Origin of the sequence: Rhodococcus sp. P14 (assembly GCF_000256505.1) — a bacterium.
GTDB classification, from domain to species: domain Bacteria; phylum Actinomycetota; class Actinomycetes; order Mycobacteriales; family Mycobacteriaceae; genus Rhodococcus; species Rhodococcus ruber.
Genome location: NZ_AJFC01000204.1, coordinates 1 through 12,404, shown reverse-complemented (window position 1 = coordinate 12,404; position 12,404 = coordinate 1). Strand labels below are relative to the sequence as shown.

At 71.5% G+C, this 12,404-nt stretch carries 16 protein-coding genes; 9 read left to right on the top strand and 7 right to left on the bottom strand.

Annotated features, from left to right (window positions below):
* Positions 1 to 83 precede the first annotated feature (83 nt).
* A complete protein-coding gene (locus tag OEY_RS0114580; RefSeq protein ID WP_010594594.1) occupies positions 84 to 524 on the top strand; it encodes an OsmC family protein in 441 nt (146 codons plus the stop codon).
* 63 nt (positions 525 to 587) lie between these two features.
* Here the strand turns inward: OEY_RS0114580 and OEY_RS0114575 are convergent, their stop codons facing one another.
* A complete protein-coding gene (locus OEY_RS0114575) occupies positions 588 to 1,091 on the bottom strand; it encodes a DUF1990 family protein (RefSeq protein WP_010594593.1) in 504 nt (167 codons plus the stop codon).
* A gap of 10 nt (positions 1,092 to 1,101) precedes the next feature.
* Positions 1,102 to 1,428, bottom strand: coding sequence for an antibiotic biosynthesis monooxygenase family protein (locus OEY_RS0114570; protein WP_010594592.1), 327 nt, complete (start codon positions 1,426 to 1,428; stop codon positions 1,102 to 1,104).
* 32 nt (positions 1,429 to 1,460) lie between these two features.
* Here OEY_RS0114570 and OEY_RS0114565 point away from each other — a divergent pair, with 32 nt between their 5' ends.
* Entirely contained in the window at positions 1,461 to 2,204 is a 744-nt protein-coding gene (locus OEY_RS0114565) for an alpha/beta fold hydrolase (protein WP_010594591.1), read from the top strand.
* Between the two features lie 7 nt (positions 2,205 to 2,211).
* Here the strand turns inward: OEY_RS0114565 and OEY_RS0114560 are convergent, their stop codons facing one another.
* Positions 2,212 to 3,087: an A/G-specific adenine glycosylase gene (locus OEY_RS0114560; RefSeq protein ID WP_010594590.1), complete on the bottom strand. Its 876-nt coding sequence runs from the start codon at positions 3,085 to 3,087 to the stop codon at positions 2,212 to 2,214.
* A gap of 95 nt (positions 3,088 to 3,182) precedes the next feature.
* Here OEY_RS0114560 and OEY_RS0114555 point away from each other — a divergent pair, with 95 nt between their 5' ends.
* Both OEY_RS0114555 and OEY_RS0114550 read left to right on the top strand, forming a co-directional pair.
* Entirely contained in the window at positions 3,183 to 3,809 is a 627-nt protein-coding gene (locus OEY_RS0114555) for a carbonic anhydrase (RefSeq protein ID WP_010594589.1), read from the top strand.
* A gap of 58 nt (positions 3,810 to 3,867) precedes the next feature.
* Positions 3,868 to 4,641 carry a hypothetical protein gene (locus OEY_RS0114550; protein WP_010594588.1) on the top strand — a complete coding sequence of 258 codons (774 nt, stop codon included), beginning with the start codon at positions 3,868 to 3,870 and terminating at the stop codon, positions 4,639 to 4,641.
* A 35-nt stretch (positions 4,642 to 4,676) separates the two neighbouring features.
* On the opposite strand, the gene disA is transcribed toward OEY_RS0114550, so the two are convergent.
* Positions 4,677 to 5,762, bottom strand: a complete 1,086-nt coding sequence (disA, locus tag OEY_RS0114545) for a DNA integrity scanning diadenylate cyclase DisA (RefSeq protein ID WP_010594587.1) — start codon at positions 5,760 to 5,762, stop codon at positions 4,677 to 4,679.
* Positions 5,763 to 5,859: 97 nt separating this feature from the next.
* On the opposite strand from disA, the gene OEY_RS0114540 reads away from it, so the two are divergent.
* On the top strand, positions 5,860 to 6,420 hold the full coding sequence (locus OEY_RS0114540; protein ID WP_010594586.1) for a PaaI family thioesterase: 561 nt from the start codon (positions 5,860 to 5,862) through the stop codon (positions 6,418 to 6,420).
* Between the two features lie 54 nt (positions 6,421 to 6,474).
* Here OEY_RS0114540 and dinB read toward each other — a convergent pair whose 3' ends face one another.
* From dinB to OEY_RS0114525, 3 genes are all read right to left on the bottom strand, one after another.
* Positions 6,475 to 7,722: a DNA polymerase IV gene (gene dinB / locus OEY_RS0114535; RefSeq protein ID WP_010594585.1), complete on the bottom strand. Its 1,248-nt coding sequence runs from the start codon at positions 7,720 to 7,722 to the stop codon at positions 6,475 to 6,477.
* Between the two features lie 25 nt (positions 7,723 to 7,747).
* Complete coding sequence (radA, locus tag OEY_RS0114530; RefSeq protein ID WP_010594584.1) at positions 7,748 to 9,160, bottom strand: DNA repair protein RadA; 1,413 nt, start codon at positions 9,158 to 9,160, stop codon at positions 7,748 to 7,750.
* Positions 9,161 to 9,252: 92 nt separating this feature from the next.
* Positions 9,253 to 9,891, bottom strand: a complete 639-nt coding sequence (locus OEY_RS0114525; protein ID WP_010594583.1) for a hypothetical protein — start codon at positions 9,889 to 9,891, stop codon at positions 9,253 to 9,255.
* Between the two features lie 287 nt (positions 9,892 to 10,178).
* Between OEY_RS0114525 and carD the strand changes: the two genes are divergently transcribed.
* The 4 genes from carD to OEY_RS0114505 form a co-directional block, all read left to right on the top strand.
* Positions 10,179 to 10,667: an RNA polymerase-binding transcription factor CarD gene (gene carD / locus OEY_RS0114520; RefSeq protein WP_003935974.1), complete on the top strand. Its 489-nt coding sequence runs from the start codon at positions 10,179 to 10,181 to the stop codon at positions 10,665 to 10,667.
* Positions 10,668 to 10,694: 27 nt separating this feature from the next.
* Positions 10,695 to 11,387 carry a 2-C-methyl-D-erythritol 4-phosphate cytidylyltransferase gene (ispD, locus tag OEY_RS0114515; RefSeq protein ID WP_010594582.1) on the top strand — a complete coding sequence of 231 codons (693 nt, stop codon included), beginning with the start codon at positions 10,695 to 10,697 and terminating at the stop codon, positions 11,385 to 11,387.
* Positions 11,388 to 11,864, top strand: a complete 477-nt coding sequence (gene ispF / locus OEY_RS0114510) for a 2-C-methyl-D-erythritol 2,4-cyclodiphosphate synthase (RefSeq protein WP_010594581.1) — start codon at positions 11,388 to 11,390, stop codon at positions 11,862 to 11,864. It abuts the gene before it with no gap.
* 11 nt (positions 11,865 to 11,875) lie between these two features.
* The coding region (locus OEY_RS0114505) for a class I tRNA ligase family protein (RefSeq protein WP_010594580.1) at positions 11,876 to 12,404 on the top strand (529 nt) is incomplete at its 3' end.

Here is a 12,404-nt window from a genome sequence, read left to right as displayed (position 1 = left end):
CCGCCGTGCGGAAGCAGCGCCGCGCCGCGCCACGTGGCGTAGGTTCGGCGGAGAGGACACGCTACGACGAAAGGGACCGATCGATGCCCACACGTACCTCTCGCACAGCCTGGAACGGTGGCCTGCAGGACGGCGCAGGCCAGGTCGAACTCACCAGCTCCGGCCGCGCCACGTTCGATGTCTCGTTCCCCAAGCGGGCGGCGGACGACGCCGACGGCACCACCAGCCCGGAGGAACTCATCGCCGCGGCGCACTCGTCGTGCTACGCGATGCAGCTCTCCGCGCTCATCGCCGAGGCCGGCGGCACGCCGCAGAGCCTCGACGTCACGGCCGACGTCTCGCTCGGCCCGGACCCGAACGGCGGATTCCGGCTCACCGGCATAAAGCTGACGGTCCGCGGCGAGGTCGACGGTCTCGACGCCGACGGGTTCGCGAAGGCGGCGCAGGGAGCCAAGGAGGGGTGCCCGGTCAGCAAGGCCCTGACCGGGGTGGACATCACGCTCGACGCAGCGCTCGAATCCTGAACGACCCGGCGAGTGCGCACGTCCCGCGGCGACGACCGCCGGGAGGTGCGCACTCGCGCTGTTTCAGCCGCCGGTGAGCGCGTCGAGGTAACGGCCCATCATCCACCGCTGAGCGAGCGGCAGGACCGGTGCACCGAGGCGGGTGAACCAGCGACCGGGCCGGGAGACGGCAGTGATGTGCCCGAACACCACGCCGTCGGGTCGTCGCTCGACCACGAACGCCTCTTCCCCGCTGATGGGGTGTCCCTCGAGCGTGCCGTAGGCGAAGCCGCGACGGTTCGGCTCGTCGACGACGTAGACCACCCGGCACCACGCCTCCCAGCGCACCGGACCGAAAGGGGGATCCAGCCGTACCTCCAGTCCCGCCCGCGGGGCGGGGGTGTGTGAATCGACGCGAAAACCCGCATGCCGCTGCATATTCCAGCTTTCGAGGGCCCCGACGGCGGTGCGGAACGCGACATCGCCCGAGCCGAGGCGGGAGGTCAGGTGCGCGTGCCGGAACCCCGCCGGCGTCTCGCCGCGGGTCGCGCCGACGTGCGGGTAGTTGAACGAGCGCTGTGCGTTCACGTCGGCACGCTCAGTCCCGGGCGGCGTCCTCGCCGGTGGCTTTGACGTCGAGTACGACCTCGAACTCGAGCAACGACGCACCCGATGCGACCGGTCGCTTCGCCTCACCGGCGTGCGCCTGCCGGGCCGGGCCGTCCCGCCAGGCCGCGAACGCCTCCTCCGACTCCCACTGGGTCACCACGAAGTAGCGCGACTCGCCCTGCACCGGACGCAGGAGCTGGAATCCGAGGAATCCGGGGGAGTTCTCCACGGTGTGCGCCCGATGCGCGAAGCGCGTCTCCAGTTCCGGGCCGGCGCCCTCGGGGACCTCGATTGCGTTGATCTTCACCACTGCCATGGCGGCGAGCGTACTCCGCTACCTTGGCGGTTGTGTTGCACGACGAAGGTGGTTCCGGGCGGCCGATCCTGCTGCTGCACGGCCTGATGGGCAGCTCCCGCACCTGGCGACGGCACGTGCCGTGGCTGCGCAGCCACGGTCGCGTCCACACCTTCGATGCCGCCGGCCACGGGCGTCCCGCCCCGGACCGGCTCACCACCGAGGCGTTCGTCGCCGACCTCGCTGCGCATGTGGACGACATCGGTGAACCCCTGGTGGTGATCGGGCACTCGATGGGCGCGCTGCACGGGTGGTGCTTCGCCGCCGCGCACCCCGACCGGGTGGCCGGCCTCGTCGTCGAGGACATGGCCCCCGACTTCCGTGGCCGCACCGCCGCGGACTGGGCCGCGATGATCGCGCAGTGGCCGCAGCCGTTTCCGGACGAGGACGCGGTCGTCGGCTACTTCGGCGACGTCGCCGGGCGGTACTTCCTCGATTCCTTCGAGCATCGCGCCGACGGCTGGTACCTGCACGGGGAGGTGGGCACCTTCAGGGACATCTCCGAGGAGTGGGGCTCCCGGCACTTCTGGGACCAGTGGCGGTCGATCTCGGTGCCGGCCCTGCTCGTCGAGGGCGAGTTCACCATCACGCCCGAAGGGCAGATGCGGCGGATGGCCGCCGAGCACCCCCGGTCCCGGTACGTCCGGGTCCCGGGCGCGGGGCACCTGGTGCACGACGAGCGCCCCGGCGAGTACCGCGCCGAGGTCGAGCGATTCCTCGACACGCTCGACGAGTGAGCGCGGCTCAGCCTTCGCCGGCGAGCGCGAAACGCCCGTCGTCGGTCTGCTCGACCAGGCCGTCCACGAGCAGCGAGTGCAGCGCCCGGTCGCGCTGCCCCGGATCCGCGAGCCACACCCGGTCCAGCACCGGCCGCTCGACGGGGACGTCGCTCTCGCGCAACACCGCCATGAGCTTGCCCCGCACCTGACGGTCGGTGCCCGTGAACTTCTGCACCCGTCGCTGCGGGCCGTCGTGGGCGGGCCGGCCGGCCTCCACCCACTCGCACCGCGGGAGCGGACACCGGGCGCAGTCGGGTGAGCGGGCCGTGCAGATCGTCGCGCCGAGTTCCATCAGGGCTGCGGAGAACGTCGCCGCCCGCTCGCGGGTGCGCGGCAGCAGCGCCTCGACGTCGGCCAGGTCCCGCGTCGTCGAGGGATTGCCGGGCTCGGCCGCGCCGTGCACCGCGCGTGCGACGACCCGGCGGACGTTCGTGTCCACCACCGGGACCCGCCGGCCGTACGCGAAACAGGCGACGGCACGCGCCGTGTAGGCGCCGATGCCGGGCAGGGTCAGCAGCACGTCCACGTCCGCCGGCACCTCGTCGCCGTGCTCGGCGGCCAGGACGGCGGCGCACTCGTGCAGCCGCAGGGCCCGTCGCGGATATCCGAGCTTGCCCCACGCGCGCAGCACGTCGGCCCGGCTCGACGCGGCCATCGCCGACGGCACCGGCCAGCGCTGCACCCACTCCAGCCAGATCGGGGCCACCCGGACCACCGGGGTCTGCTGCAGCATCACCTCACTCATCAGGATCTGCCAGCCGGTCACCCCGTCCTCGCGCCACGGCAGATCCCTCGCCTCGGCGGCGTACCACCGCAGCAGGGCGGTCGCGTCGACCGGCATCTCTCACGTCCTCCTGTCGGAATGTCGGACCGATGTGACCTCGCGGTAACCCGGCCGTGCGGGGCGCGTCACAGGCCAGGGTGGATAATGTCCGTATGCCGAACTCCAACCCCATCTCCGCCTGGAAGGCCCTGACCGAGGGTAACCAGCGCTTCGTCAGTGGTACCCCGCTGCATCCCAGCCAGGGCATCGACCGTCGCGCCGAACTGGTCAACGGGCAGCACCCCATCGCCGTGCTCTTCGGATGCGGTGACTCCCGGGTGGCCGCCGAGATCATCTTCGACCAGGGCCTCGGTGACATGTTCGTCGTGCGCACCGCGGGGCACGTGATCGACAGCGCCGTCCTCGGTTCGATCGAGTACGCCGTGGGTGTGCTGAACGTGCCGCTGATCATCGTGCTCGGACACGACAGCTGCGGCGCGGTCAAGGCGACCCTGGACGCCCTCGACGAGGGTCGGATTCCTCCCGGGTTCATCCGGGACATCGTCGAGCGGGTCGCACCGTCGATCCTCATGGGTCGCAACGACGGGCTGTCCACCGTCGACGAGCTCGAGGGCCGGCATGTGGTGGAGACCGCGAAGCTGATCGGTCAGCGGTCCCAGATCATCGCCGAGCGCATCGCCAACGGGCAGTGCGCCATCGCGGGCGTGACCTACAAGCTCTCCGACGGACACGTCCAGCTGCAGGGACACGTCGGCGACATCGGTGTGACGGTCGACTGACGCGACACGCCGACTTCGGTGCGGCGGCCCCTCGCCGGTGGCACATACCGTGGGAGACGTGCTTGAACCGAACGGGCCGCTGCCCCCCGAGATCTACTGGCGTCGACGCGCGCTCGCCGTGGGTGTCGGCGTGGTCGTGCTCGCGCTCGTCGTGTGGCTCGTCCTGTCCCTGACCGGCGGGGGCGACGACCCGGAGCCGGATCCGGCGGCCGCCGGCGTCCTGACGTCCGAGACCAGCACCACCCGCACCCCGACCAGCAGCACGGGGGAGGAGACGGACGAGGATACGGCCGACGGTGTCGCCGCGGCCGGGCCCGGCGGGTCCTCCGGCGGCACCCAGTCGGGGTCGTCCCAGTCGGGGTCGTCCCAGTCGAGCACGCCGTCGGGATCCGCCGCGTCCTCGAGTTCCGCGGCGGCGAGCGCATCCGCCGTCGCCGCCGGGCAGTGCCCGGACCAGGCGCTCGCCGTGCGGGTGACCGCGGACCGGCCCAACTACCAGGTGGGTGAGGAACCCGAGTTCACGATCGTCATCACGAACATCGGCACGACCGCGTGCGAGCGTGATCTCGGCGCGGGTCTGCAGCAGGTGCTGGTGTACTCGCTCGACGGCAGCCGGCGCTTGTGGTCGAATACCGACTGCTTCCCCGAGTCGACCGCCGATGTGCGCAAGCTGGCTCCGGGCGACCAGGCCGCCTTCGCGGTGAAGTGGTCCGGAACGACCTCCGAGCCCGGATGCCAGGCGCCACGGGAGCGGGTTCCGGCCGGCGCGTACACGGTGGTCGGCCAGCTCGGCGGCCTGCGCAGCACCCCCGAGCCGTTCAACATCGCCTGATCCGTCGCCCGACCGGCGCCGCTGCGAGCCGCGGATCAGTCGTACGGGCCGTTGATCGACGACTCCGCCAGACGCGACAGGCCTTCGCGGATGGAGCGCGCCCACAGCCCGCCGATCCCCTCCACGGACTGCAGGTCCGCCGCCGTTGCCGCGAGCAGGCCCTGCAAGCTCCCGAACGAGCTCACCAGCCGATGGATCTGCGAGGACTGCAGCCGCGGCACGCGATGCAGCACGCGATAGCCACGCGGACTCGTCGCGGTGTCCAGGGCCTCGATCGTGCCCGGATACCCGAACACGCGCGCCAACGTCGTCAGATCCAGCAGGTCGACGTCGGTGAGCCGATCCAGCGCGGCCAGGGTCTGCTCGACCGCGACGAGTTGCGGGGCCTCCGAACCGGCCAGATAGTCCCGCACGATCAGCTGGCGGGCCAGGTCGTTGTCGCCCACCAGCTCCTCGAGCTGCAGCGCCAGCTGGCGGCCGTCGGTGCCCAGTTGGAGCACCTCCTGTTCGATCTCCACCGAGACGCGCCGCACCATCTCGAGCCGCTGCGCGACGGTGAGCGCATCGCGCAGCGTCACGAAGTCCTCGATCTCCACCACCGACAGCTGCCGGGTGACCTCGTCCAGCCGCGACTTGTAGCGCTCGAGCGTCGCGACGGCCTGGTTGGCGCGCGAGAGAATGGTCGCCGAATCGTTGATCACGTGCCGCTGACTGTCGACGTAGACGGTCACGATGCTCATCGACTGGCTCACCGACACCACCGGGTAGCCGGTCTGGATCGCGGTGCGCTCCGCGGCGCGGTGCCGCGTTCCCGATTCGACGGTCGGGATCCGGTGATCGGGTACCAGCTGCACGTTGGCCCGCACGATCCGGCTGCCGTCGGTGGACACCACGACCGCGCCGTCCATCTTCGACAGCTCACGCAGCCGGGTGGGAGCGAACTCCACGTCCAGCTCGAAGCCGCCGTCGCACAGCGCCGCCACCTCGTCGTCGAAACCGAGAACGATGAGGCCTCCGGTGCGGCCGCGCAGGATGCGCTCGAGACCGTCGCGCAGGGCGGTGCCGGGTGCCAGCCGGGCGATGGTCTCGCGCAGCGTCACGGACGGTGCCACATCGGTCATCGATGGTTCCTTCCCGTGTCCGGCCGGTGCGGCGAACGTCACTTCGTGTCGGTCCGCCCGGTGGAGCCGACCGAACCGCCGACTAGATTACTTCCCCATGAGCGGTACCTGGACCCTGCCCGACGACCTCGCCCTTCCCGAGCTTCCCGACGACCATCCCGGGGCGGGCGCACCGATTCCGTCTCATTGGAGCAAGTGCTTCGGCTGCGGGGACGACCAGCCCGCGGGAATGGCGATGCAGTTCACCTTCGGGGAGGGCCTCGAGGTCACCGGCATGCTCGACGTCGCGAACCGCTACCAGGGCGGTCCCGGTTTCATCCACGGCGGGATCCTGACGACGGCGTTCGACGAGGCGCAGGGCATGGCGTGCATGGTGCTGCGCCGGCCCGTCGTCACCGGCCACCTGCAGATCGACTTCGCCGCGCCCATCCCGCTCGGGTCGGTGCTGGAACTGCGCGCGCGGATCGACGGCACCGTGCGCCGCAAGGTCTACACCAGCGCGGAGGCCCGCATCGTCGAGGGACCGTTCGCCGATCCGGATGTCGTCGTCGCGACGTCGCGCGGGTTGTTCCTCACCGTCGGTGCGCAGCACTTCGACAGGGCGAAGGACTTCGTCGACGGGGTCCCCGTGTCGCCGCACGGCACCTCGTCCGTCTGACACCGGGTCCGTCCGACACCGAGTCCGTCTGACACCGGTCCGTCTGACACCGGGTCACTCCGGGAGGAGGGGCACGGCCGGGTGCGGCCGCCGGCCGAGCACCGAGGCCGAGGTGAGCGCGCGCGTGCCGAACCGGCCGTGCACATCGTCGAGCACGGCGTCCAGTGCGTGACGGTCGAGGGCCGGGTGACCGGCTGCCGCGCCGTCGCGGGCCGGTTCGTCGAACGGCAGCTCGAGCTGTTCGGTGCCCGCGGAGTCGAGATTCGACACGGCCACCCCGATCAGGGTCAGCCCCCGGTCCGAGACCAGTGGCTGCGCGAGGCCGAGCAGTTCCCGCGCGGCGCCGAGGACGACGTCCGTGCGGGCCGTGGGTGCGCGCAGCGTGTGCGATCGCGTCGCCCGGGAGTAGTCGGCGAAGCGCAGGCGCAGCACCACGGTGCGGCCGGCACGCCCGGCCGCACGCATGCGGCCGGTGACCCGTTCCACCAGCATCCGCAGGGTCGCGTCGACCAACCCGGGATCGTGTCCGGCGGCGCTGCGGGGCCGGCCGAGGGCGTGCTGCGCCCCCACGGACCGGCGCCGACGGTGGGGCCGGACGGGCCGCGGATCGTGTCCGTGCGCCAGCGCATGCAGATGGCGTCCCACCGACCTGCCGAGCAGCGCGACGAGTTCGACCTCGCTCTCCCGCGCGAGGTCGGCCACGCGGTGGAGGCCGTGCGCGTGCAGCGTCGCGGCGGTCACCCTGCCGACGCCCCACAGCCGTTCGACCGGTAACGGACGCAGGAACTCGAGTTCCCGGTCGGGTGGCACCACCAGCAGCCCGTCCGGCTTCGCGACGCCGCTCGCGACCTTGGCGAGGAACTTGGTCCGGGCCACCCCCACCGTGATCGGCAACCCGACCTGTTCGGCGACGTCGCGCCGCAGCCGGGCGGCGATGTCCCCCGGGGTGCCGTCGATCCGCCACAGGCCGGCGACGTCGAGGAAGGCTTCGTCGATGGAGAGCGCCTCGACGAGTGGCGTGGTCTGCTCGAACACCGCGAACACGGCGCGGCTGGCCCGCGTGTACGCGTGCATGCGGGGAGGAACGACGATCGCCGCCGGGCACAGGGCGCGGGCGCCGCGCCCGGACATCGCCGTCGCGACGCCGAAGGCTTTCGCCTCGTAGCTGGCGGCGAGAACGACGCCGCCCCCGCCCACGATCACGGGACGGCCGCGCAGGCGCGGGTCGTCGCGTTGTTCGACCGAGGCGTAGAACGAGTCGAGGTCGGCATGCAGGATGGTCGCGAGACCGGACACGAACACATGTTCGCATCCGGCTCCGACAGGACTACAGTCCCAGCGCGGCCAGGGCCTGACCGACGTTGCCGACCTCGATCGGACCGCCGTCGGAGCCCGGGGGCCGCGACGTCCGCCGCCCCGGCTGCGCGAGTTCGTGCGGCACGATCGCGCGGCCGAAACCGAGCCGGCTCGCCTCTGCGATGCGGCGGCCGGCTCCGGTGACCCGGCGGACCTCGCCGGCGAGGCCGACCTCGCCGAGCAGCACCGTGCCCGGCGGCAGGGGGCGCTCGCGCGCAGCCGACGCGACCGCCAAGGCCAGCGCCAGGTCCGCCGCCGGATCGGTGATGCGCATGCCGCCGACGGTCGAGGCGTAGACGTCGCACTTGCCCAGCGGCAGCCGGCATCGCCGCTCGAGGACGGCCAGCACCATCGCGACCCGTGCCGCATCCAGACCGCTGACGGCACGCCGGGGTGCAGGGTTCTGCGTCGGCACGACCAGGGCCTGCAGTTCGCCGAGCAGGGGCCGTTTACCGTCCATGGTGACGGTCACGGCGGTCCCCGCCACCTCCTCGGTCCGGTGGTGCAGGAACAGTCCCGACGGATCGCTGACGCCCACGATGCCGCCCTCGGTCAGTTCGAAACAGCCCACCTCGTCGGCGGCGCCGAAGCGGTTCTTCACACCCCGCACCATGCGCAGGGTGGAGTGCTTGTCGCCCTCGAAGTGCAGAACCACGTCGACCAGGTGCTCGAGCGAGCGCGGCCCCGCCACCGCACCGTCCTTGGTGACGTGCCCGATGAGCAGCACCGGGACACCGCTGGCTTTCGCGAGCGAGGTCAGCGCGCTGGTCACCGCCCGGACCTGGGTGACGCCGCCGGACACGCCGTCGACGTCGGCGGCGAGCATCGTCTGCACGGAGTCGACGACGAGGAGGGTCGGTTTCACCTGCTCGATGTGACCGAAGACGGTCGCCAGGTCCGACTCGGCGGCGAGGAAGACGCGTTCGTGCACCGAACCGGTGCGGTCGGCGCGCAGGCGCACCTGGCCCGCGGATTCCTCCCCGGTGACGTAGAGGGCCCGGTCGTCGCTGCCGCGCTGCGCCCAGCGATGGACCACCTCGAGCAGAAGTGTGGACTTACCGACGCCGGGTTCCCCGGCGAGCAGTACCACCGAGCCGGGAACGACGCCCCCGCCGAGCACTCGGTCGAGTTCCTCGATGCCGGTGGGCTTCGCGTGGGTGGTCCTGCTGTCGACGAGGGTCAGCGGTGTGGCGGGGGTGGTCGGGAGCAGTGCGGCGGCCCCGGCGCGGGCGAGCGAGGTGCCGGGCCGCGCCGCCACCGCGGCGGGCAACGCCGGTGCCTCGTCCATCGAACCCCACGTCCCGCAGTCGGGGCAGCGGCCCACCCACTTCGCGACGGTGTGCCCGCAGTCGGTGCACCGGTAGATCGACTTCGTCTTTGCCACCGCGTCAGCCTAGGACCGGGGGCCGACACGAGAACGGGGCCCGGACCGAGCGGAGTGCTCGGGCCGGGCCCCGGGATGCGTCGGGGTGCCGGTCAGTGGCCGTCGCCCTCGACCGGCGACTTCTCGGAAACGTTGCGCTCGACGTCCGTGCCTGCGTCGACCGGGACCTGCATGGTGACGTCGCCGGCCTCGGCGAAGGTGAACGTGACCGGAATGGTCAGGCCCGGGCGCACGCCCTCCTTCAGGCCGGTGAGCTCGACCTGGGCGACGGACGGGGTATCGGAGGACTCCGCGGCCTCGGCGGGACGCGGGGACTCGTCGGTTGCGGCCTCGGCGGTCGCGTCCTCGGCGAGGGTCTCGCCGGTCAGGCCGGCCGAGATCGACGCCTGCGGCTCGATGCGCAGACCGGACACGCCGGTGGTCGACGACGCGAAGTCGGTGGTGATACGCGTCAGCTCGTCGGGAGTGGTCTCGCTCAGGTTCACCACGGTGAAGCCGAGTGCGGCCTTGCCTCCGGGTTCGAGGCTGTACTCCTCGGAGTCCGGGTAGATCACGTGCACGTTGCGCAGCGCGATGTCCCCGAGTTCGGCGCTGTTGCCGTTGACCGCTGCCACCTGGGTGGCGGTCTGGCTGATCTGGCCGGCGCCGCAGGCGGACAGCGTGAGCGCCGCACCCGCGGCCAGGGCGAGAGCGGTCGCGACTCGGCGAGTCGGCGCTTTGAGAGCAGTCACGGGTTGTCCTCCACTCGAGTAAGGCTCGCAATCCACTAGGCAGAGTAGTAGTCGAAGAGCGCCGAGTCTGCGCCGGGGGCGGAAGTCGTGGCTTTCGTCCTGCCCGGACCGACTCGGCGGGGCCGCCGGGGGCCGCCCCGGGCGACGTGTCGAATATCACGGGATACACGGAACCGGTTGGCTGTCAAGTCCTACGCGCGCGCCTCTGTGCCCCTGACCTGCGCCGTTGATGGGAGCCGGATGTGAGCACGTGTTAAACTCGAAGAATCGAAAGGGGCACGGGACACATGATTTTCAAGGTCGGAGATACCGTCGTATACCCCCATCACGGTGCGGCGCTGATCGAAGCTATCGAAACTCGCACCATCAAGGGTGAGCAGAAGGAATATCTCGTTCTGAAAGTCGCCCAGGGCGACCTGACGGTTCGGGTACCTGCGGATAATGCGGAATACGTCGGTGTTCGCGACGTGGTCGGGCAAGAAGGCCTCGACAAGGTTTTCCAGGTGCTGCGCGCACCGCACACCGAAGAGCCGACCAACTGGTCGCGGCGGTACAAGGCCAACCTCGAGAAGTTGGCCTCCGGAGACGTGAACAAGGTCGCCGAGGTCGTGCGCGACCTGTGGCGGCGGGAGCAGGACCGCGGCTTGTCCGCAGGTGAGAAGCGAATGCTGGCCAAGGCCCGGCAGATCCTCGTCGGCGAGCTCGCGCTCGCGGAAGGCACGGACGACGTCAAGGCCGACAGCCTGCTCGACGAGGTGCTCGCCGCCGCCTCCTGAGCGGCCACGCGCACCGCAGAACTGCAGATGAACGATCGCAACGGGCCGGTCGTCGGAATCATTCCGGCGGCCGGCCGTGGTGTCCGCCTGGGCGAATCCCTGCCCAAGGCGTTCGTCGAACTCGACGGGCGCACGATGCTGGACCGGGCCGTCGAGGCCATGCTGACCTCGGCGGTGGTCGACCGGGTCGTCGTGGTGGTGCCGCCGGACCTGGTGACGTCCGTCGCAGCCACGGCGCCGCCGCAGGTGCAAGTGGTGGCGGGCGGCGCGGAACGCACCGATTCGGTGCGCGCCGGACTGGCGGCCGCGGAGGACGCCGCCCACGTCCTGGTGCACGACGCCGCACGCGCCCTGACCCCACCGGAGCTGTTCGCCCGGATCGTGGCGGAACTGCGCGGCGGTCGCCGCGCGGTGATCCCGGTGCTGCCGGTGGCAGACACCGTCAAGAGCGTCGACGGCGCGGGCCGGGTCACCGGCACCCCCGACCGGTCCGCTCTCCGCGCGGTGCAGACGCCGCAGGGATTCGCCGCCGACCTGTTGCGCCGAGCCAACGCCGGCGCCGGCGACGCCACGGACGACGCGGGCCTCGTCGAGCGTCTCGGCGAGAGCGTGTACACCGTTCCGGGCGAACCGCTCGCCTTCAAGATCACCACACCGCTCGATCTGGTCCTGGCCCGCGCCGTGCTCGCGGCCGGGACCCCCGTCGGACAGGAGAGCTGAGTGCGCGTCGGGATCGGTACCGATGTCCATCCGATCGAACCCGGACGGCCGTGCCGGCTGGCCGGGTTGCTGTTCGAGGATGCCGACGGGTGCGCAGGGCATTCGGACGGGGACGTCGCGGCGCACGCGCTGTGCGACGCCCTGCTCTCCGCGGCCGGTCTCGGCGACCTCGGTTCGGTCTTCGGTACCGGCCGCCCGGAGATGCACGGCGCGAGCGGGGTGTCGATGCTCGCCGAGGTGCGGCGCCTGCTCGACCTGCAGGGCTTCACGATCGGGAACGCGGCCGTCCAGGTGATCGGGAACAGGCCGAAGATCGGTCCCCGCCGCGACGAGGCGCAGCAGGTGCTGTCCGAGGTCCTCGGGGCGCCGGTGTCGGTGTCCGCGACGACGACGGACGGGCTCGGGCTGACCGGGCGCGGCGAGGGCGTCGCCGCCGTCGCGACGGCACTCGTCCTTCCGCGCGACGACGACCGGTAGGATTGCCGGTCGTGACCTTGCGCTTGTTCGACACCGAATCGCGGGCCGTGCGGGATTTCGTTCCGCTGATCCCCGGCCGGGCTTCGGTGTACCTCTGTGGCGCGACGGTCCAGGGCGAGCCCCACATCGGCCACGTGCGCAGCGGCGTCGCGTTCGACGTGCTGCGGCGCTGGCTGATGGCGAAGGGCCTGGATGTCGCCTTTGTGAGAAACGTCACAGACATCGACGACAAGATTCTGCGCAAGGCCGCCGAGGCAGGCCGCCCCTGGTGGGAGTGGAAGACGACGTACGAGCGGGCCTTCGCGCACGCCTACGATCGGCTCGGAGTGCTGCCGCCGTCCGTGGAGCCGCGCGCGACGGGCCACGTCACCCAGATGGTCGAGCTGATGCAGCGCCTGATCGACGCCGGCCACGCCTACGCGGCCGACGGCAACGTGTATTTCGACGTGCTCAGCTACCCCGAGTACGGCCGGTTGTCGGGGCACCGGATCGACGATGTCCACCAGGGGGAGAGCGCGGGGAGCGGCAAGCGGGACCCAC